Consider the following 19,956-nt stretch of genomic DNA (forward strand, 5'->3'; position numbering starts at 1 on the left):
CTCTGGACGGCACTCCCGGCTAATCCGTCTGTCGCCTCGCTCAGGTCCTGGCCGTCGATCACGCACCGCGCCGGACCTGCGGGCACAGGATGGCGAGCGCGTGCGTCGCCGATGTGACGGTCGGACGATGGTTTGGTTGCAGCCGGCCGCGCGCGCTGATGGCGCGCTCACGGCCGCGCGTGCAGGCTGGCCGTACTGAAGTCCCCCAAGGTGTGCTCCGATGGAAGAACCCCGCAAGCACTGGCGGTCCGGCACGGTCGAGGACACGCCGTTCCGCGTGGAGATCTGGAGCCACGACGGCAAGACCATGATCAAGTCATTGCAGATCGACGATCTGCCGCCCGAGCTGTACGGCGACGACGAGCTGCACGTGGCCGATGCCGAGGCCGCCTTCGCCAAGGCCGAGCGCATGGTCGCCGAGCAGCTGCAGCAGCGGCGCCAGATCGAGCAGGACCAAGCCGACCTGGGCCGGGCCCCGGACGCCGACTGACGCCCGAGTCGCGATCGCCGCGCGCCTCCGCAGGTGCGGCAGAACCTGCCGAGACGGCACAATGGGCGCCCTCCGTCCGCGGGACGTGGCGCTGCCTCGGCGTCGCCGTGCCGGACGCCCTTCCTCCCCGGGATCCACGCCGGCCATGCGCCTGACCGACTCCGCCGTGCTGCGCTTCGACTGTGACGACCCCCCGGTCGACTCGCACGGCCCCTGTCTTCGACTCGATGGCCGAGCTGGGGCAGGCGTGCAGCGGGTGCGCGCGTGATCGATCGCCTGCCGCGGCTGGACCGCATCGATCTGAACATCCTGGCCGAGCTGCAGCGCCAGGGCCGGATCACCAACGCCGACCTGGCCGACCGGGTTGGCCTGTCGCCCAGCCCGTGCCTGGCGCGGGTCAAGCGCCTGGAGCGCGCCGGCTACATCGCCGGCTACGGCGCGCGGCTCGATCTGGCCAAGCTGTTCCGCGTGCAGGTGGTCTATACCTCGGTGACCCTGGACAACCATCGGCGCGAGGACTTCGACACCTTCGAGGCCGGCCTGCGCAGCGTGGAGGAGCTGACCGAATGCCACCTGGTCAGCGGCGGCTTCGACTACCTGCTCAAGTTCGTGGTGCGCGATGTGGCCCACTACCAGTCGCTGGTCGAAGGCCTGCTGGATCGGCACATCGGCATCAGCAAGTACTTCTCCTACATCGTGATCAAGTCGCCGATCCTGCGTGGCGAGGTGTCGGTGAAGTCCTTGGCCTGAGCGCCGCGTTGAGCCGCGGTTGGGGTGGGGGTCGGCAGGATCTGCTGCACGGTAGATGCGGAAATTCTTCGGAAAATCGTCGATAATTCTCGCGCCAAGAGCTTCCTTCCCGAATGAGCGCGGCAGCATGTGCCGCGCAACCGCGCCAGACCTCAAGCTTTCACCGCGCAGGGGTGGCGAACGCGGCCAATCTGCCGGAGGGGTTCGGGTAAGGTTTTCTCCGCTGGCCGCGATGGGCCTGACGAACGACAAGGTGAGGCCATGCGTGTGCTGGTGATGGGAAGTGGCGTGATCGGCACGACCACCGCGTGGTACCTGGCCCAGGCCGGGTTCGAGGTGTGCGTGGTCGATCGCCAGCTCGGCCCGGCCCTGGAGACCAGCTTCGCCAATGCCGGGCAGATCTCGCCGGGCTATGCCTCGCCGTGGGCCGCGCCGGGCGTGCCGGCCAAGGCCTTCAAGTGGCTGTTCCAGAAGCATGCGCCGCTGGCGATCAAGCCCGGCCTGGACCCGCGCCAGTACAGCTGGCTGCTGCAGATGATGGCCAACTGCACGAGCGCGCACTACGCGCGCAACAAGGCGCGCATGGTGCGCCTGTCCGAATACAGCCGCGACTGCCTGGACGAACTGGTCGCCGCCACCGGCATCGCCTACGAGGGTCGGCGTCTGGGCACCCTCCAGCTGTTCCGCACCCAGGCCCAGCTGGACGGCGCGGCCAAGGACGTGGCGGTGCTGGACGAGTACGGCGTGCCTTATGAACTGCTCGACCCGGCCGGCATCGCCCGCTACGAGCCGGCGCTGGCCGCCGCGCCGGTGGCCCTGGTCGGCGCGCTGCGCCTGCCCAACGACCAGACCGGCGACTGTCACCTGTTCACCCGGCGGCTGGAGGCGATGGCGCGCGAGGCCGGGGTGGAGTTCCGCTACGACACGCGCATCGAGGCGATCGAGGCCGACGGCCGCCGCATCACCGGCGTGCGCCTGGACGGCCGGCTGGAGACCGCCGACCGCTACGTGCTGGCCCTGGGCAGCGAGTCGCCGCGGCTGCTGGCGCCGCTGGGCCTGGACCTGCCGGTGTACCCGCTCAAGGGCTATTCGCTGACCCTGCCGATCCTTGAGCCGGCGATGTCGCCGGTGTCCACGATCCTGGACGAGAGCTACAAGGTCGCCGTGACCCGCTTCGATGCGCGCATCCGCGTGGGCGGCATGGCCGAGGTGGCCGGCTACGACCACGTGCTCAATCCGCAGCGCCGCGAGACGCTGGAGCTGGTCGTGCGCGACCTGTATCCGCAGGGCGGCGCGCTGGAGCAGGCGCAGTTCTGGACCGGGCTGCGCCCGGCCACGCCGGACGGCACGCCCGTGGTCGGGGCCACGCCGCTGGACAATCTCTACACCAACACCGGGCACGGCACGCTGGGGTGGACCATGGCGTGCGGCTCGGGCCGCTACCTGGCCGACCTGATGGCGGGCCACGCGCCGGCGATCGACACCGAAGGCCTGGACATGTCCCGTTACCGCAACAGCGCCGCCTGCGGCGCGGCCGCCTGATGCGCCCGGCCCGTGCACTGATCGACCTGGGCGCGCTGCAGGACAACTACCTGCTGGCCAAGCGTCTGGGCGGCGGCAAGGCGGTGGCGGTGGTCAAGGCCGACGCCTACGGCCACGGCGCGGTGCGCTGCGCACGCGCGCTGACCGGCATCGCCGACGCCTTCGGCGTGGCCTGCCTGGAGGAGGCCATCGAGCTGCGCGAGGCCGGCATCGAGACGCCGATCCTGCTGCTGGAAGGCGTCCTAGAGGCGGACGAGCTGCCGCTGATCGATCGCCACCGGCTGTGGACCGCGGTGGCCTCGCCCTGGCAGCTGCAGGCGCTGGCGCGCTACAGCCCGCGGCAGCCGCTGCACGTGTGGCTGAAGCTGGACAGCGGCATGCACCGCCTCGGCCTGTCGCCGGCGCAGTTCGCCGAGGCGCTGGCCGCGCTGCAGCGCGATCCGAAGATCGCCTCGGTGGTGGCGATGAGCCACCTGGCGCGCGCCGACGAGCTGGACAGCGACTTCAGCGAAGTCCAGCGGCGCGTGTTCGAACAGGCCACGGCCGATTTCGCCGGGCCGACCAGCTTCAACAACTCACCGGCGCTGCTGGGCTGGCCCGGCATCCGCAGCGACTGGGTGCGCCCCGGGCTGATGCTTTATGGCGCCAGCCCGTTCGCGCTGGACGCGGGGCCGGCGCATCCGTTGCGGCCGGTGATGCAGCTGGAATCGGCGCTGATCGCCGTGCGCGACCTGCCGGCCGGCGAGTCGGTCGGCTATGGCGCGCGCTTCACCGCCCCTGCGCCGATGCGCATCGGCGTGGCCGCGATGGGCTACGCCGACGGTTATCCGCAGCGGGCGCCCAACGGCACGCCGGTGCTGGTCGATGGCCAGCGCACGCGCGTGATCGGGCGCGTGTCGATGGACATGCTGACCGTGGACATCACCGATCTGCCCGGCGCCGATGTCGGCAGCCGCGTGACCTTCTGGGGCGCATCGCCCACCGCGGCCCGGATCGCCGAGACCTGCAGCACCAGTCCCTATGCGCTGCTGTGCGGCCTCAAGCGTGTGCGTCGCGAATATCTCGATGCCCCGGCCGGATCCGCCGCGCGCGTGGCGTCTACGGCGTCGGCGTCTGACTGAGCGCGGCGCACGCTTCGGCGGTTCGGCGCGCGTCACGTCTTGCGGTCTTTCGCGCTTCGAACCTCGCCATAGTCCAGGTCCCGAAGCTCGTCATCTCCAAGCTTCAAATATCACCCTCTTCCAAGCCTCGAAGCTCGCCACCTTTCAGGCCTCCACGTCGTCATCCCCGCGAACGCGGGGATCCAGTGCCTTGCGCACAGGACGAATGAAGTCGCTGGATCCTCGCGTTCGCGGGATGACGAGATAGGTCTGCCATATCGAGCGCGCTCTTCGGCGCACGGCGGATCATCGGAATCGTCGCTCCCGCGAAGGCGGGAGCCCGTGGACGTCGCGCGATCCGGACGAACGTCCCTGAATCCCCGCGTTCGCGGGGATGACATCGTCAAGTCCAGTTGCTGAGCGCGGGTCTCTCTCTATGCCCGCGCGGACTTCCATCGCCCGGCTACCGCCAGGGCAGGCAGACCGGCTATCGCGTCTCGGCCAGCTCGAACATCCGCATGACCTCGCAGAAGCCGGCCTGCACGGCGGCGCGTTCGCCCGGCGGCAGGTCGCGGGTGGCGGCAGCCAGCAGCTTGATCGCCCAGGTGCGCTGATCGTCGCGGCTGCTGCGCGCGAAGCCAGCCAGCTGCGTGGCGGCCGTGGACACACGTTCCTGTACGAGTTCGCGTTGGATCGGCATGGTTCCCCCTGCAGGGCCGCTCCCCAGCGGCCCGGCCATCCTAGCGCGGCCGCGCCGATGATCAAGCCGGCGGACCCCAGGGCCGGCGCGATGTCGCGCCCGATGGCGCCCGGATGACCGCGTCAGGGCCAAAAAGGGACATGCACTGTCCGCTGGCGACCCCCGATTTTTTGCGCAGTTGGCGAGGACGGCGCGGCACAGCCACAGGGTCCACTCCGGCAACTGCGCAAAACCCCAGACCGGCCTCCGACCCGAAACCCTTAAGAATCCGTTATTTGGTGCATGCGCACCCGTGTGGTGCGCAATGACACATCCGGGCCCGGATGTGCATCTTGCGGCGCAGCATGTAAGCGGTTGCAACTCCTGATACGGTGCCGCCCGCCAACGAACCTGAGGCCCGGAAGAGGAGAGCTTCCAGTGCCAAACGCCACAGCCAATCCGCACGCCACGCACCAAGTTGATGCTGCACTGCAGCGGGCCGCCGGGTCCCGGACGGGCGGTCGTTCCCTGTGTGTCACCGCCGGCACGTCGCGTCGATGAACGTCACGATCAAGGACGTCGCCCGCGCCGCCGAGGTGTCCGTGGCCACCGTGTCGCGTGCCCTCAACGGGCGCCAGTACGTCGCCGACGAGGTGCGGGCCCGCATCCTGCAGGTCGCCAGTGAGCTGCGCTACAGCCCGCACCATGCCGCCCGCGCGCTGAGCAGCCGCCGCACCCACACCATCGGCGTGGTCCTGCCCGACCTGTACGGCGAGTTCTTCTCCGAGCTGATGCGCGGCATCGATCACGCCGCGCGCGAACGCGGCCTGCACCTGCTGGTCTCCAGCTGCCACGGCAGCCTGGCCGAGCAGCGCGATGCGCTGCGCGCCACGCCCGGGCGGGTGGACGGCGTGCTGGTGATGTCGCCGTTCCTGGGCAGCGTCGAATCCCTGGACGAGGCCCTGGCGCCGGACGTGCCGGCGGTGCTGATGAACTGCGCCGGCAGCCCGCGCGCGGCCGTGCTCAACGTGGACAACCACGGCGGCGCCTTCGCCATGACCCGGCACTTGCTGGACGTCGGCCATCGCCGCATCGCCTTCATCGCCGGGCCGGAGGACAACTTCGATGCCCGCGAGCGCCTGCGCGGCTACTGCGAGGCACTGGCCACGGTCGCCGATGCGGCCGAACCCTGGGTGGTGCAGGGCAACTTCGACGAGGCCTCCGGCTATGCCGCGGGCGAGGCCTTCGCCGCCGGCGAGCGCCCCGATGCGGTGTTCGCGGCCAACGACATGACCGCGCTGGGCTGCCTGTTCGCCCTGCGCAAGGCCGGCCTGCGCGTGCCCGAGGACATCGCGGTGGCCGGCTTCGACGACGTGCCGATGGCGCGCTACGTCAACCCGGCGCTGACCACCATGCGCGTGGACATCGCCAGCCTGGGCGCGCGCGCCCTGCATCTGCTGCTGCAGCACCCGGCCCTGGGCGGCGAGTCCGGCACGCCGGTCGATACTGCCCCGCTGATCCCGCACCTGGTCGTGCGCGACTCCAGTGCCACCCCGGAGCGCCGCATGGCCTGACCCCTCCGTCCAGCCGCTGTCTTCTTCCCGCTTTCCCGCACGACACGTCCCACAAGAAAAACACGCGATCCGACTGCCCTAAGGAGGGCAACGTCATGAAGAATAAGCACGCCATCTCCCGCTCCCCATCCCGCAGCATCCTGGCCATCGCGCTGGCCGGCTGCATGGTCGCCTCGGTACCTGCGTTCGCGCAGTCGTCCAACGCCACGCTGCGCGGCAAGGCCGAAAGCGGCGCGGACGTCACCGCCACCAACACCGCCACCGGCCTGAGCCGTCGCGTGACCGCCAGCGCCGACGGTAGCTACGCCCTGGTCGGCCTGCCGCCGGGCACCTACAAGATCCAGGCCGGCGGCGTTGAAAGAACCGTCACCCTGGCCGTGGCCACCTCGGTCAGCCTGGACATGCAGGCCGCGGACGCGGCGCCGGCCGGCGACGCCAAGGAGCTGGACACGGTGCGCGTCAAGGCGCCGCCGCTGCAGGAGGTCAAGACCTCCGAGGTCGGCACCAACGTGTCGCTGCAGCAGATCAACTCGGTCCCGCAGCTGACGCGCAACTTCCTCGAGTTCGCCGACACCGTGCCGGGCATGCAGTTCACCACCGACTCCTCGGGCCATAGCGATATCCGCGGCGGCGCGCAGCAGACCTCGGCGGTCAACGTCTACATCGACGGCGTGGGCCAGAAGAGCTACCTGTTCGGCGGCGTGTCCGGTCAGCAGCAGAGCGCGGGCAACCCGTTCCCGCAGCTGGCCATCGGCGAGTACAAGGTCATCACGTCCAACTACAAGGCCGAATTCGACCAGGTCGGTTCGGCGGCGATCGTGGCGGCGACCAAGTCGGGCACCAACGAGTTCCACGGCGAAGTGTTCGGTCGCATGACCAACTCCGACTGGCGCAAGCCGACCCCGGCCGAGGAGCAGTCCACCGGCGGCAAGCAGAAGACCCACCAGAACGAGTACGGCTTCGCGCTGGGCGGTCCGATCATCCAGGACAAGATGCACTTCTTCGTTTCCTACGAAGGCAAGGGCTTCGAGATCCCGGCCGACCCGGTCGCGGTGGTCGACAACAACTTGTTGAACTATTCCGATGACCTGCCGGCGTCGGTGCAGGCCAAGTACGGCCCGATCACGCGTCCGTTCAAGGAAGACCTGTACTTCGGCAAGATCGACTGGGAGATCGGCGACAACGATCGCCTGGAGCTGACCGCCAAGGTGCGTCGTGAGGACAGCATCGACACGATCGGCGGCAACACCACCGCGCTGGCGGCCAAGATCAACAACAACAAGGAAGACCGCTACGACCTGAAGTGGGAGCACTACGGCGAGGGCTTCTTCAACGAAGCGCGCGTGACCTACGAGGACGTGCTGTTCAACCCCACCGCCAAGACCATCGGCAGGCAGAGCGTCTACACGGCCGGGCAGAATCAGGACCGCGTGCTGATCTTCGACGACGCGACCTCGGGTCTGTCGATCCAGCGCAAGGGCCAGAAGGGACCGGCGTTCCAGGACGACCTGACGTTCAACAGCTTCAGCTGGAACGGCGACCATGTCATCAAGATGGGCGTCAAGTACAAGGACGTAGAGCTGACCCAGAGCGAGAACTCGGTCGTCAATCCGGCGTTCTATTACGCGGTGACCGATGGGGCCGGCACTGCCGCGATCCCGTATCAGGTCATCTTCAACCAGCCTTACGAGGGCTTCTCGCCGTCGGTCACGACCAAGGACAAGCAGATCGGCCTGTACATCCAGGACGACTGGGACGTCAACGACAAGCTGCAGCTGAACCTGGGCGTGCGCTGGGATTACGAGAAGGTGCCCTCGTATACGGATTTCCAGACGCCGCAGGCCGTCATCGACGCGATCAATTCGCAGGATCCCAATGCACCGGCCGGCCAGACCTTCGCCCAGACGATGGCCAAGGGCGGCGTGGACATGAACGACTACATCAGCACCGGCAAGAACCGCAAGGCGCAGAAGGGCGACATCGCCCCGCGCCTGGGCTTCTCGTATGACTTCAACGCCGACCAGCGCTGGGTCATGTTCGGTGGCGCCGGCCGCAGCTACGACCGCAACCTCTACGACTACCTGGGCCTGGAGCAGGTCAAGGGCGCGCTGTCGCAGTACACGGTCAAGTTCATCGAGTCCGGGGCATGCACCACCCTGGTACCGCAGCAGTGCGTGAACTGGAATCCGTCCTACCTGTCCGGCATCGATGCCGTCTCGGCCTGGTGGTCGACCCGACCTCGCGCACCGGCACCGAGGTCGACATGCTCAACAACGACCTCAAGACGCCGTATTCGGACCAGTTCTCGCTGGGTCTGCGCCACCAGATGGGCGACTGGAACACCTCGGCCACGCTGGCCTATGTGCACAGCAAGGACGGTTTCGCCTTCACCCTGGGCTCGCGCTACCCGGACGGCAGCTTCTGGCAGAACGGCAGCCAGCCCTGGGGCCACAACGCCGAAGGCCTGGGCACGATCATCCTGGGCGACAACGGCATCGAGACCAAGACCAAGCAGGTGCTGCTGTCGGCCGACAAGCCGTATACCAAGGAATCGGGCTGGGCCTTCTCGGCGGCGTACACGTTCTCCGATGCCAAGGGCAACCGCGGCGGCGACGAGCACTACTCGTTCGACGCGGCGACCATCCACGACTACCCGTACATCAGCCTGCAGTCGGTGCCCAAGCACCGCCTGGTGCTGACCGGCACCTACGACCTGCCGTGGGAAATCAGCCTGTCCGGCAAGCTGACCCTGGCCACGACCCAGCCCCTCAATGTCGCGGTCACGCCCGACGCCTGGGGTGCGGCGCCCGGGCCGGCTTATGTGTCGGCGCTGAAGGATCTGCCTGGCCAGAAGTTCCTGGTGGGCGGCCCGATCTTCGGCACCCGCCAGTTCGACCTGTCCGCGTCGAAGGACATGCACGTCACCGAGAACGTCACCGTGCAGGTGCGCGCCGACGTGATCAATGTCTTCAACTGGGACAACCTGAGCAGCTACTTCATCAACTACGGCTCGGGCGGCGTGTATTCGCCGGTGGTCACCTACAACGACACCAACACCGCGGTCAGCTACACCTCGCCGCGGACGGTGTTCCTGAGTGCGCGCGTGATCTGGTAAGTGCGCTAGTGTTGGCATCGAAGTAAGGACGGGCCCGCGCAAGCGGGCCTTGTCTTGTGAGGACATGGGGAGCGCGCACGTGGTATCAGAGAGCATCGCCAGCATCGTGGTGGTCGGCGGCGGCGCGGCCGGTTGGTCGGCCGCCGCGGCCTTGATCCGCCATCTGCCCCATTGCCGGGTCCAGCTGGTGGAATCTGAGGAGATCGGCATCGTCGGCGTGGGCGAGGCCACCGTGCCGAACGTGCGCTACTTCAACCGGCAGGTCCTGGGGCTGGAGGAGGGCGAGTTCGTCCGGCGCACGCAGGGCACGTTCAAGCTCGGGATCGAGTTCCGCGACTGGCGCCGGCATGGAGATGCCTACATGCACGGCTTCGGGGCGGTCGGCTACGACATGGGGCCGCTGGCCTTCCATCAGCTCTGGCTGCACGAAGTCCGCGCGGGGCGGGCCGACGCCGATATCGGGCGCTACGTCCTGCAGAACCTGGCGGCCCGGCAGGGGCGCTTCATGACCGCGCCCGCCGATGCGCCGGCGGGCTCTCCGCTGGCCGAGATCGCCTATGCCTACCACTTCGACGCCACGCTCTATGCCGGCTATCTGCGCGAGCGGGCCGAGCGCCAGGGCGTGGTCCGCGTGGAGGGACGCGTGGTCGAGGCGACGCTGCGCGCGCAGGATGGATTCGTCGAGGCCATCGTGCTGGCCGATGGTCGCCGTATCGAGGGCGACCTGTTCATCGATTGCTCCGGCTTCCGCAGCCTGCTGTTGGGTGAGGCCCTGCAGGTGCCGTGGGTGGACTGGAGCCACTGGCTTCCCTGCGATCGCGCCGTGGCCGTGCCCTGCGCGCCGGCCGGGCCGCCCGAGCCTTTCACCCGCTCGACCGCACGGACGGCGGGTTGGCAGTGGCATATTCCGCTGCAGCATCGCGTCGGCAACGGCCATGTCTACAGCAGCGCCTTCATGGACGACGCGACCGCCACCGAACAGCTGATGTCCAGCCTGGAAGGTCCGGCGCGGGCCGAGCCGCGCCTGCTGCGCTTCGCGACCGGGCGGCGCGCGCGCTTCTGGGAGCGCAACGTGGTGGCGATGGGGCTGGCCAGCGGCTTCATGGAGCCGCTGGAGTCCACCAGCATCCTGCTGGTCCACAACGCGGTGCTGCGCCTGCTCGATGTCTTCCCCGACAAGACCTTCGATCCGGCCCTGCTGCAGCGCTACAACGAGACGACCGTGTTCGAATGGGACCGCATCCGCGACTTCCTGATCCTGCACTACAAGGCCACCGAGCGCGACGACAGCGCCTTCTGGCGGCATTGCGCCTCCATGGCGATTCCCGATTCGCTGCAGCAGGTCATAGAACTGTTCGCCGGCAGCGGGCGCTATCACCGCAATGGCGAGGAGTTCTTCTCCACCAGCAGCTGGGTCCAGGTACTGCTCGGGCAGGGCATCGTGCCGCAGCGGGAGCATCCCCTGCTGGCGGCCATCCCCGAGCCGCAGATCCAGCAGTTCGTCGGTCGCGTCGCCCAGGTCCTGGACAACTGCGTCGCCGCGATGCCGCCGCACGAGCAGTTCATTGCGCGGACCTGCGCCGCACCGCCGCCATAGGGGTATTCAGTTGGCTGGCCGCTTGCGCATGACGGCCAGGCTAAAAGCCAAAGGAGAAAGTGGCGCAATGAAAGTGAGGAGACAGCTGATTGCTCTGCTTTCTGCAGCCATGGCATTGCTATTCGTCGGCTTGGTCGCGTCAAACCATCGCGATGAACGGGCATCCATCACACGTGATTTTTCCGAGGTCTCGCGAGATCAGGGCGTCTCGTTGGCTATCGGGAAGTCTGTGATGCCGACACAAGGGGCGCTGCCGTCGGCAGACCTTCATGGCAGGTACGATCTCGTACGCAGGTGTATCACCTACTTCCAGTTCGGGGCCCTCATGGAGCGGAGGAAAAACGATCCCGATTTTGGATTGAACAACCCCGCCGCGATGGAGATGCTTCCGGTAAGCGAGCAGGAGCGTCTGATCAGGAACAAGGCGATCGTGGAAGAAGGTGATCAAGCATGCGAGAAATATAGAGGACCAGCCTACGCTGAGCTTTTGCGTGCCGTGTATGACGTGTCTGCGAAGCTGGCCGATGCCGGAGATCTTCGTGCCGCAACCTGCTTTATTGAGGCGTCATGGGGCACCCCGGTCGATCCTTCGGCTGAGTATGTGGCGCTCGCGCGAGCGTACAAGGCGAATGCGAAAAGATACGCGGATCAAGGCATCATGCGCGGCGACTGGCGTAGCGCCATAGCAGCTTTCGATGCTGGGCAGTCAGAGCATGGAATAACAATGCTGATTGGATACTCGATCGCTGAGAAATATGCACTGGCGCGCTTGCTTCAGATGGGATCATTGGATCCTGACCAGAGCGCGCGTTACGCGTATGACGCTGAAGTGTTGGCGATCACGATGACTGCGGCCGATCTTGCACGAGAGGACGTTCGCGCGCGCCAGATGTACGGCACTCGTTTTCGTGGGAAGCCAATGCCCGATAGCGCTCTTTCAAAGGGTTGCGAAATTTGATGACGGTAAGAAGGCCTGTGGTGAGTTGTTGATCTCTTGAAGCTGCGGCCGGTGGCTGAGAGACATCGAGGTGGCCTTCGCGTCCCGCATCCTGTGTGCTTGCGGAACTTCCTTGATACACGGCTGTCCGGATGTCGCTTCCATTGTGCCGGCGCCATGCAGGTTCGCTTCGCTCCTTGCATCTGGACGCATTCGTAAATTGGTCCGGCCATCCGACGCGGTAGAGGCTTGGTAGAGAGGCAGGCTGGCAGGTGTTTGGCGTCAACTGAACCGGCATTGGCATCTGCACGCAACGTGCAGTGCGTTAGAGGCATCATGAGCGCCCGACCCAAAGCGGCAGGTGTGCGTCATGGCCAGCGATGAACCGAACGTCCCCGGCGTCGAGGACTACGAGGCCGCCGCGGGCGGCTGGGGCGCGCTGCGCGCGGTGGCCAAGGCGCTGAAGGATCAGATGGACGTGCCGCGCGAGACCTCGGCGCTGCGCCGGGTCAACCAGCCCGATGGCTTCGACTGTCCGGGCTGCGCCTGGCCCGATCCGGCGCATACCTCGTCCTTCGAGTTCTGCGAGAACGGCGCCAAGGCGGTCAGCTGGGAGGCCACCGCCAAGCGCGCGACCCCCGAGTTCTTCGCCCGGCACCGTGTCAGCGAGCTATGGGCGTGGAACGACCACCAGCTCGAGGACGCCGGTCGCCTGACCGAGCCGATGGTCTACGACCAACGGAGCGACCGCTACGTGCCGATCGGCTGGGACGAGGCGTTCGAGCGCATCGGTCGCGCGCTGCGTGCGCTGCCTTCGCCGGACATGGCCGAGTTCTATACCTCGGGGCGCGCGTCGAACGAAGCCGCGTTCCTGTACCAGCTGATGGTGCGCGAGTTCGGCACCAACAACTTCCCCGACTGCTCCAACATGTGCCACGAGGCCACCAGCGTGGGCCTGCCGCAGTCCATCGGCGTGGGCAAGGGCACGGTGACGCTGGAGGACTTCGATCACTGCGACGCGCTCTTCAGCTTCGGACACAACCCGGGCACCAATCATCCGCGCATGCTCACCACGCTGCGGGCGCTGGCCAAGCGCGGCGTGCCGATCGTCGCGGTCAATCCGCTCAAGGAGCGCGGCCTAGAGCGCTTCGTCTCGCCGCAGCATCCGACCGAGATGCTGACCAACCACGGCACGCAGATCGCCCAGGCTTACTACCAGGTCAAGGTCGGCGGCGACGCGGCCATGCTCAAGGGCATGATGAAGTGGCTGCTGCAGGCTGATGCGGACGATCTCGCCGCCGGCGGCACGGGCCTGCTCGACCGCGCCTTCATCGCCGAGCACACCGAGGGCTTCGAGGCGCTGCGCGCGGACATCGAGGCCACGCGCTGGGAGGACATCGTGCAGGCCTCGGGCCTGCCGCGCGCCGACATCGAGGCCGCGGCCCAGGTCTATGCCAAGGCCGAGCGCGTGATCCTGTGCTACGGCATGGGCATGACCCAGCACCTGCGGGGCACGCAGAACGTGCATCTGATGGCCGACCTGCTGCTCCTGCGCGGCAACATGGGCAAGCCCGGCGCCGGCATCGCGCCGATCCGTGGCCACTCCAACGTGCAGGGCGACCGCACGGTCGGCATCACCGAGAAGCCCACCCAGGCGCTGCTCGACGGCATCCAGGCCAAGTACGGGTTCTCCTTCCCGCTGCGCCATGGGCACGATGCGGTAGAGGCGATGAAGGCCATCCGCGACGGCCGCTCCAAGGCCTTCGTCGCGCTGGGCGGCAACCTGGCCGTGGCCATGCCCGATCCGCAGGCCTGCTTCGCCGCGATGCGTTCGCTGGACCTGGCGGTGCATATCGCCACCAAGCCCAACCGCTCGCATCTGATCCCGGCCAGGGAGACCTTCCTGCTGCCGTGCCTGGGCCGCACCGAGCGCGACGAGCAGGCCAGCGGCCCGCAGTCGGTGACGGTGGAGGATTCGATGTCGATGGTGCATGCCTCGCAGGGCAGCCTGACGCCGGCGTCGCAGCAGCTGCGCTCGGAGCCGGCGATCATCGCCGGCATGGCCCGTGCGCTGCTGCCGCAGAGCCAGGTCGACTGGGCGTGGCTGGTCGAGGACTACGACCGCATCCGCGACGGGATCGAGGCGGTGTTCCCGATCTTCCGCGACTACAACCAGCGCATCCGCACCCCGGGGTGGGTTCCGCCTGCCCGTCGGCGCCTCGGTGCGTGACTGGGGCGGGCCGGGCAAGAAGGCGCAGTTCCTGGTCGTCGAAGGGCTGGCCGAGGACGCGCCGGTGGCGCAGCCAGGCCTGCTGACCCTGACGACGCTGCGCGCGCACGACCAGTACAACACCACCCTCTACGGCCTGAGCGATCGCTACCGCGGCGTGCACGGGCGGCGCGACGTGGTGTTCCTCAACGCCGAAGACCTGGCCATGCTGGGGCTGGAACAGGGCGATCTGATCGACGTGGCCTCGCGCCTGCCCGGCGCGAACGGCGAGGACCACACCGTGCGTGGCTTCACTGCGGTGGCCTATGACATCCCGCGCGGCTGCGCGGCGATGTACTACCCGGAAGGCAATTGCCTGGTGCCGCTGGAGAGCTACGACCGGCAGTCCGGCACGCCGACCTACAAGTCGGTGCCGGTCAAGGTCAGCGCCGCGGCCTGAGGGCGGGTGCTGCGCACCGCCGGAGCGGTGCTCAGTCGAAGCGCCAGCCGCCGTCGGGATCGCGCGGATAGACCTCCACGCGTGCGCCGGCGGGTAGCGCGTCGGCGCCGGGCGCCAGCGTCGCCCAGGCGTTGGCCTGTAGCAACGAGGCGATGCGGAAGGACTCCTGGCCTGCCAGGACGCGCACGCGCAGCGTGCCGTCCTCGTCGTGGCTGACGCGCGCCTTGAGAAAGCCGCGCAACGCCCCGCGCCCGCGCACCGGTTCGGCAAGGCGGGCCAGCAGCGGTCGTTCGGGCGGCCTACCCAGCCAGTGCCGCAGCAGAGGCACGGCGAAGAAGCGAAATCCCAGCACGGTGGCGACCGGATTGCCCGGCAGCCCCAGCAGGAGCGGGCCCTGCGCCAGGCGCGCGGCCAGCAGCGGTTTGCCCGGACGGATGGCCACGCCCTGGAACAGCAGTTGCGCACCGGCCTTGCCCAGCGCGGCCGGAACGAAGTCGTGCACGCCGGCCGAGACCGCGCCGGTGGTCAGCACCAGATCGGCCTCGACCGTGACCTCGGCCAGCGCGGCGGCGAACTGCGCCGGGTCGTCGCCCAGGGTGCGGCAGGCCAGCACGCGCGCGCCGAGCTCGGTCAGCGCGGTCTGCAGGAAGGGGCCGTTGCTGGCGCGGATCTGGCCCGGCCGCAGCGGGGCGTCCGCATCGGTGATCAGTTCGTCGCCCGTAGACAGGATCGCCACGCGCGGCGCGCGCCTGACCTGGACCTGCCCGATCCCCGCCGCGGTCAGCAACATCCGCAGCGTGGCATCGACCGGCGTGCCGGCCGTGGCGATCGGGTCGCCGGGCTGCAGGTCGCTGCCGGCGCGGCGGATGTGGCGCGCCGGTGCGAGGTCTTCCAGGACGCGCATGCGCGCCGCGTCCAGGCGTTCGGTGCGCTCGTAGGGCACCACGCTGTCCGCGCCGGGCGGTAGCGCCGCGCCGGTCATGATCTCCCAGGCCGCGGCCGGCGCCTGCGGCGGCGCGTCGCCGGCGACCACGCGCCCGGCGATCGGCCACACGCTGCCGGCGGCGATGGCCTGGCCATCGCTATGCAGCGCGTAACCGTCCATGGCGGCGTTGTCGAACGGCGGCAGCGCCGCCTGCGCGCGCACCGCTTCGGCCAGCACGCGCCCGGCCGCCTGGTCGGTGGCGCAGGCTTCGGCCGGCAGCGCGCCGGCCGAGGCGATCAGCCGGGCAAGCGCGGCTTCGTAGGACAGCAGGCCTTCGCCCGCGCAGGGATCAGCCATGCCGCACCTCGCCGCGCAGCCGCGCCAGGTCCTCGGGCGTGTTGGCGTTGTCCAGCACCTGCGCCGCCTGCGGCGCGAGCAGGCGCACGTCGTCGGCATCCAGTGCGCGGCGCACACCGAAGTGTCCGCCCTCGACCTGGCGGCGCAGGCGCTGCAGCGCGGGCGGTGCCCAGAGCGCGCACAGCGGCTCGGGCAGGCCGTCGCCGGCGCTGCGGAAGGCCACCGCACCGTCGCCCGGGACGAAGGCCGCGGTCAGCCGCTGCAGCGTGGCCGCCTCGAGCCCCGGCAGGTCGCAGGCGATGACCAGCCACGGGGCCTGGGGCGCTGACGCGTGCGCGGCGAGCAGGCCGGCGGCCGGGCCGATGGCGTGATGCCGATCGAGCAGCTGCGGGAAGCGCGCCCGCAGCGGGTCGTCCTGCTGGTCGGCGCGCACCGATACCAGACAGCGCTGTACCTGCGCCTGCAGCAGGGAGAAGGCGACCTCAAGCTGTGGCCGTGTCTCGTAGACCAGCGCCGCCTTGTCGCGGCCCATACGCCGGCTCGCGCCGCCGGCCAGGACCAGGCCGTGCAGTGCGAGGGGGGCGTCGGTCGAGGCAGGCCGAGGCGTGGTCATCGCGGCCGATGTTAGCGCCGGCCGCCCGGCGCGCCTGTGGCCCGTGCTTGTGTTCGCGATGTCGCTTCCACGCGCCGGCTCATGAGCGCATCACCATGCGATTGCGGCCGCCGGCCTTGGCGTCGTAAAGGGCCAGGTCGGCCAGATGGATCAAGGTGGCCGGGCCTTCGTCCTCGCCCATGCGGCTCGGCCACAGCGCCACCGCGCCGACGCTGATGGTGACCACGCTGGCGCTGTAGCTCTCGGCGTGCGGAATCTTCAGCGCGCGCACGTTGCGGCACACGGCCTCGCCCATCGCGCGCAGGGCGTCGGCATCGCAGCCGGGCAGGACCAGGGCCAGCTCCTCGCCGCCATAGCGCGCGGCCAGATCGCCCTGTCGCCGCGCGCTCTGCTTGAGCACCTGCGCCACCCGGGTGAGACAGACGTCGCCGGCCTGGTGGCCATAGGTGTCGTTGAAGTTCTTGAAGTGGTCCAGATCGGCCAGCAGCAGCCCCAGCGGCGTGCCCTCGCGGCGCGCGCGGGCCCATGCGTCGGCCAGCGTCTCGTCCAGGGCGCGGCGGTTGGCCAGGCCGGTCAGGGCGTCGGTACGCACCAGCGTCTCGAGCTGGTCCTGCGCCGCCTGGCGCGCCAGCAGCTGGCGACGCAGCCACTCGCCCAGGCCGGCCAGCAGCACCACGGTGAACAGCGTCAGCAGCGCGTGGGTGCGCACCGAGCCGCGCCAGGCGGCCAGGGCCTCGTCCTCGGACAGCGCCGCCACGGCGATCAGCGGGAAGCCCTCGACGTGCTGGAAGCCGCTGATCCGCCGGGTGTGGTCCAACGGCGACACGTAGGCCAGCGAACCGGCCGGCGCGCCGCGCAGCCGCGCGAACAGGTCGCTGTGCGAGAAGTCCTGACCGACGGCATTGAGTTCGGGCGAGCGCGCGCAGACCAGCCCCGCATCGTCGAGCAGGGTGATGGCGCCATGTCGGCCGACGTCGAAGCCGCGGTAGTGCTCGGCGAAATACGCCGAGCGGATGCTCGCCAGCACCACGCCGGCGAACTGCCCGCGCGCATCGTTGTAGCGGCGGCTGACGGTGAGGATCCACTGGTTGTCCGAGCGGCTGCGCACCGGCGGGCCCACCCACGGCAAGGTGTCGTCCACCGCCTGGTGATGCTTGAAGTAGGCCCGGTCGGAGTTGTTCATGTTGGGCGGCAGGTGGTCCAGCGACGAGGCGATCCAGCGGCCCTGCGCGTCGTAGACGAACAGGCCATGGATGCGGCCCGAGCGGCTGGCCTCTTCGCGCAGATAATCGTCCAGCCGGGCCAGGTCGCGCGGCGTGGCCCCCTCGATGCGCAGGTTCTCGACGATGCCGGACAGCACGCCGTCGGCCACCAGCATCGAATCCCCGGCATGCTGGCTGACCGAACGCGCCAGGTTGCCCGCGTCCGAATAGATCTGTTCGGTCGCCTCGCGCCGGGTCTCCAGCCCATGCCAGTACTCGGCCCCGGCGAACAACAGGCACACGGCCAGCACGAATGCGCGCAGCAACTCGGGCAGCCATCGCCGGCGTGGTGGGTCGGACATGCTCATTCCCGGTGGCCCCCCTCCCGGGCGCGCGCGGTGGTGTGATTGCGACTCACGCCGTCCCGGCGCCAACGTCTTCTCTAGCGAATCTTGCCCCAGACCTGGCGGAGATTGGATGAAGGGCGCCCGGCGGGCTAGCGCGCCAGCTGCTGGCGCAGCATGCCCAGCAAGGCCTGCCGGTTGTACGGCTTGGGCAGGAACCGGGCGTTGGTCGGGAAGTCGCGGAACGAGCCCTCGGCATGGCCGGAGGTCAGCACTACCGGGATCTGCGCATCCAGATCGGCCACGCGCCGGGCCAGCTGGATGCCGTCCATGCCGCCGGGCATGTTGATGTCGCTGAAGACCAGATCGAAGGCGGCGCCGCTCTCCAGCAGCTGCAGCGCCTGGTTGCCGCCGTTGGCTTGCGTGACCTGATAGCCCTCGGCTTCGAGGATCAGGGCCGCGATCTCGCGCGCACCCGCGTCATCCTCGACGATGAGGATCATTGGGATAGGAGCCATGTGACGCGGAGAACCTAAAGACACAAGTAGGGCGAATCATCGTCACAGCGCTGTGAAAGGGGGGTGACCTCGGCTAGGCTGGGGTCGTGCCCGCCGCAGCAGTTACGGCGGGAAGCGTTGCGGAGTTCCCATGCCAGCTTTTTCGCGAGACCACTACCGTCAGATCGTCGAGCTGTCCGGCGACAGCATTTTCGAACTCGATGGCGGCGGCCGCGTGGTCTCGGTCAACCAGCGCGGGCTGGAGCTGCTGGAGGCCTACGGCCGTCACGATGTGGTCGGCCGGCACTGGCACGACCTGTGGACGCCGGCGATGCGGGCGATCGCCCGCGAGGCCGTGCGCCTGGCCTGCGTGGGCCAGCGAAACGAGTTCCAGGGCGCCATCCAGACCCTGCGCGACCAGGAACGGGTCTGGTCGGTGATCCTCAGCCCGCTGGCCCTGGACCGCGGCCAGCCGGTGCTGCTGCTGGCCATGTGCCGCGACGTCACCGATCGCCTGCGCTCCGAGCACGCGCTGCGCCTGATCAACGAGAGCCTGACCTCGCAGCTGCAGGGCGCCGAGCTGCGCGAGCTGGTGACCGCGCGCCACGCCGACTTCCTGGAATCCTCGCTCACCCAGACCCAGGAGCAGGCCGAGGCCGAGCGCCATGCGGCCGAGGCGCTGCGCGGGCAGGTGGACATCGCCGAGGCCGCGCGCAGCCTGGCCGAGCGCGCGCGCGATTCGGCCGAGCTGGCCTCGCTGCAGGCGCAGAAGGGCGAGGCGGTCGGCCAGCTGGTGGCCGGCATCGCCCACGACTTCAACAACATGCTGCAGACCGCCGTGGCGGCCATCAGCGTGGTCACCGACACGCCCGAACAGCTGACCCCGCTGCAGCGCAAGCTGCTCGGGCGCGGGCAGGAGGCGCTGCACCATGCCTCGATGCTGGCGCGCCGGCTGCTGGCGTTCTCGCGCCGGCATCCGCCGCGCTTCGAGGCGCTGGACCTGCGCGAGGTGGCCACCTCCATGGCCGAGCTGATGCGCCAGTCGCTGGGCCCGGACATGGTGCTGGTGGTCGAACCGGCGCCGCAGGCGTTGATCACCCAGGGCGATCCGCACGCTATCGGCCAGGCGGTGATGAACCTGTGCATCAACGCCCGCGACGCCTGCCAGAACCGCGGCCAGATCACCGTGTCGTTCTCGCACCAGTCCATCGCCAGCGATGGCGCCACGCCCTCGCGCGCCAGCGGCCAGTACGTGGTGCTGTCGGTGGCCGACACCGGCACGGGCATGGACCAGGCCACGCTGTCGCGGCTGTTCGAGCCCTACTTCACCACCAAGCCCGAGGGGCAGGGCACCGGCCTGGGCCTGGCGCAGGTCTATGCGCTGATGCGCCACAGCGGCGGCTTCATCGATGTCGATACAGCGCTTGGGCGTGGCACGGTCATGAGCCTGTGGTTTCCGCAGGCCGAGGGCGCCAGCGCCCACGTGCAGGCGGCCACACACGCGGCCTGAGCCCGTAAAGCACGACGGCCGCTTGCGCGGCCGTCCTTGCTTGCGTCGATGCGGG

At 69.0% G+C, this 19,956-nt stretch carries 15 protein-coding genes and 1 pseudogene; 11 read left to right on the top strand and 5 right to left on the bottom strand.

Annotated features, from left to right (window positions below):
• The first annotated feature begins 220 nt into the window (after positions 1 to 220).
• The 4 genes from ACFJIT_RS01955 (at position 221) to alr (ending at position 3,903) form a co-directional block, all read left to right on the top strand.
• The gene (locus ACFJIT_RS01955) at positions 221 to 490 is read left to right on the top strand and encodes a hypothetical protein (protein ID WP_130524319.1); all 270 of its coding nucleotides are present in this window, start codon (positions 221 to 223) and stop codon (positions 488 to 490) included.
• Positions 491 to 757: 267 nt separating this feature from the next.
• A complete protein-coding gene (locus ACFJIT_RS01960) occupies positions 758 to 1,240 on the top strand; it encodes an Lrp/AsnC family transcriptional regulator (protein ID WP_205954359.1) in 483 nt (160 codons plus the stop codon).
• A 261-nt stretch (positions 1,241 to 1,501) separates the two neighbouring features.
• Positions 1,502 to 2,782 (top strand): D-amino acid dehydrogenase, encoded by a 1,281-nt coding sequence (locus ACFJIT_RS01965; protein WP_379654865.1) that lies wholly within the window; start codon positions 1,502 to 1,504, stop codon positions 2,780 to 2,782.
• A complete protein-coding gene (gene alr / locus ACFJIT_RS01970) occupies positions 2,782 to 3,903 on the top strand; it encodes an alanine racemase (protein WP_379654866.1) in 1,122 nt (373 codons plus the stop codon). The genes ACFJIT_RS01965 and alr overlap by 1 nt, the downstream gene beginning before the upstream one ends.
• 466 nt (positions 3,904 to 4,369) lie before the next feature.
• On the opposite strand, the gene ACFJIT_RS01975 is transcribed toward alr, so the two are convergent.
• A complete protein-coding gene (locus ACFJIT_RS01975; RefSeq protein ID WP_130516958.1) occupies positions 4,370 to 4,582 on the bottom strand; it encodes a hypothetical protein in 213 nt (70 codons plus the stop codon).
• Between the two features lie 536 nt (positions 4,583 to 5,118).
• Here ACFJIT_RS01975 and ACFJIT_RS01980 point away from each other — a divergent pair.
• The 6 genes and pseudogenes from ACFJIT_RS01980 to ACFJIT_RS02005 all read left to right on the top strand — a co-directional run bounded on the left by ACFJIT_RS01980 (position 5,119) and on the right by ACFJIT_RS02005 (position 14,453).
• The gene (locus tag ACFJIT_RS01980; RefSeq protein ID WP_130524315.1) at positions 5,119 to 6,135 is read left to right on the top strand and encodes a LacI family DNA-binding transcriptional regulator; all 1,017 of its coding nucleotides are present in this window, start codon (positions 5,119 to 5,121) and stop codon (positions 6,133 to 6,135) included.
• A 95-nt stretch (positions 6,136 to 6,230) separates the two neighbouring features.
• A pseudogene (locus tag ACFJIT_RS01985) lies at positions 6,231 to 9,250 on the top strand (TonB-dependent receptor domain-containing protein).
• A 79-nt stretch (positions 9,251 to 9,329) separates the two neighbouring features.
• A complete protein-coding gene (locus ACFJIT_RS01990; RefSeq protein WP_379654867.1) occupies positions 9,330 to 10,847 on the top strand; it encodes a tryptophan halogenase family protein in 1,518 nt (505 codons plus the stop codon).
• A 10-nt stretch (positions 10,848 to 10,857) separates the two neighbouring features.
• On the top strand, positions 10,858 to 11,805 hold the full coding sequence (locus ACFJIT_RS01995; protein ID WP_379654868.1) for a hypothetical protein: 948 nt from the start codon (positions 10,858 to 10,860) through the stop codon (positions 11,803 to 11,805).
• A 349-nt stretch (positions 11,806 to 12,154) separates the two neighbouring features.
• A complete protein-coding gene (locus ACFJIT_RS02000) occupies positions 12,155 to 14,014 on the top strand; it encodes an FdhF/YdeP family oxidoreductase (protein ID WP_379654869.1) in 1,860 nt (619 codons plus the stop codon).
• On the top strand, positions 14,007 to 14,453 hold the full coding sequence (locus tag ACFJIT_RS02005; protein WP_379654870.1) for a molybdopterin dinucleotide binding domain-containing protein: 447 nt from the start codon (positions 14,007 to 14,009) through the stop codon (positions 14,451 to 14,453). The genes ACFJIT_RS02000 and ACFJIT_RS02005 overlap by 8 nt, the downstream gene beginning before the upstream one ends.
• Positions 14,454 to 14,484: 31 nt before the next feature.
• Here the strand turns inward: ACFJIT_RS02005 and glp are convergent, their stop codons facing one another.
• The 4 genes from glp to ACFJIT_RS02025 form a co-directional block, all read right to left on the bottom strand.
• Positions 14,485 to 15,735, bottom strand: coding sequence for a gephyrin-like molybdotransferase Glp (gene glp, locus ACFJIT_RS02010; protein WP_379654871.1), 1,251 nt, complete (start codon positions 15,733 to 15,735; stop codon positions 14,485 to 14,487).
• Entirely contained in the window at positions 15,728 to 16,348 is a 621-nt protein-coding gene (locus ACFJIT_RS02015; RefSeq protein WP_379654872.1) for an NTP transferase domain-containing protein, read from the bottom strand. Before ACFJIT_RS02015 ends, glp begins: the two co-directional genes overlap by 8 nt.
• Before the next feature lie 79 nt (positions 16,349 to 16,427).
• Positions 16,428 to 17,912, bottom strand: a complete 1,485-nt coding sequence (locus ACFJIT_RS02020) for a diguanylate cyclase domain-containing protein (RefSeq protein WP_379654873.1) — start codon at positions 17,910 to 17,912, stop codon at positions 16,428 to 16,430.
• Positions 17,913 to 18,046: 134 nt separating this feature from the next.
• Entirely contained in the window at positions 18,047 to 18,397 is a 351-nt protein-coding gene (locus ACFJIT_RS02025; RefSeq protein ID WP_306995906.1) for a response regulator, read from the bottom strand.
• 145 nt (positions 18,398 to 18,542) lie between these two features.
• Between ACFJIT_RS02025 and ACFJIT_RS02030 the strand changes: the two genes are divergently transcribed.
• The gene (locus tag ACFJIT_RS02030) at positions 18,543 to 19,901 is read left to right on the top strand and encodes an ATP-binding protein (protein WP_379654874.1); all 1,359 of its coding nucleotides are present in this window, start codon (positions 18,543 to 18,545) and stop codon (positions 19,899 to 19,901) included.
• The last annotated feature ends 55 nt before the right edge of the window (positions 19,902 to 19,956 follow it).

Origin of the sequence: Pseudoxanthomonas sp. UC19_8 (genome assembly GCF_042700505.1) — a bacterium.
GTDB lineage: Bacteria > Pseudomonadota > Gammaproteobacteria > Xanthomonadales > Xanthomonadaceae > Pseudoxanthomonas_A > Pseudoxanthomonas_A winnipegensis.